General features: G+C 67.1%; 1 protein-coding gene. It reads right to left on the bottom strand.

Features of this window, described 5'->3' with window-relative positions; translation table 11 throughout:
• The coding region (locus tag AM506_RS23590; protein WP_200908489.1) for a ProQ/FINO family protein at positions 1-601 on the bottom strand (601 nt) is incomplete at both ends.

The raw sequence follows: 601 nt of genomic DNA on the forward strand, positions 1-601 counted from the left end.
CCGGCTTGCCGCGCCCCTTGTGGTTATGGCGCTCGTTCTGGCGCCCCGGGTGCTTGCGGCCCTGACTGTTCCGCTTCTCGCCCTGCAGGCGGTCGAGCTTGCGGTGGGCGTGATCGGCCGACTGGGCATCCACCTTGCCGGCAGGCTGGCCGTCGAGATCGATGCGCTCGGCGTCCTCGCGCACCGCCTTGAGGTAGCGCGGCAGGTTGACGTAGCAAGCCAGCGCCCTTCGCACCAGCTTCTCGGGCCAGGGCTCGCGGCTGGCCAGCACCTCGTGGATGCCGACCATCAGCGGGCGGGTATGACCCTTGAAGAAGGCGGAGGGATAGCGCGTATACCATTCGTCGAGCAGCGCCTGGGGCGAGGGAGCCTCGCTTTGGGTGGCGCCTGAGTTGGCTGATCGCTCGATAAATCGAGCTCCTACATCGGAGCCGGATTTATCCGGCGATGCGGTCGCGATAGATCGCGCCCCATCATCAGCAGCCGAGGCAGCCACCTGACTGTCGTAGGAGCCGGATTTATCCGGCGATATCTGCGATGCGCCACCGTCTTCCTGGCGTGCCGCGGGCCGCCGACCAATCAGCGCCGAGAGCCCCTGGGA

Source organism: Rossellomorea vietnamensis (assembly GCF_001305855.1).
GTDB classification, from domain to species: Bacteria; Bacillota; Bacilli; order Bacillales; family Bacillaceae_B; genus Rossellomorea; species Rossellomorea vietnamensis_A.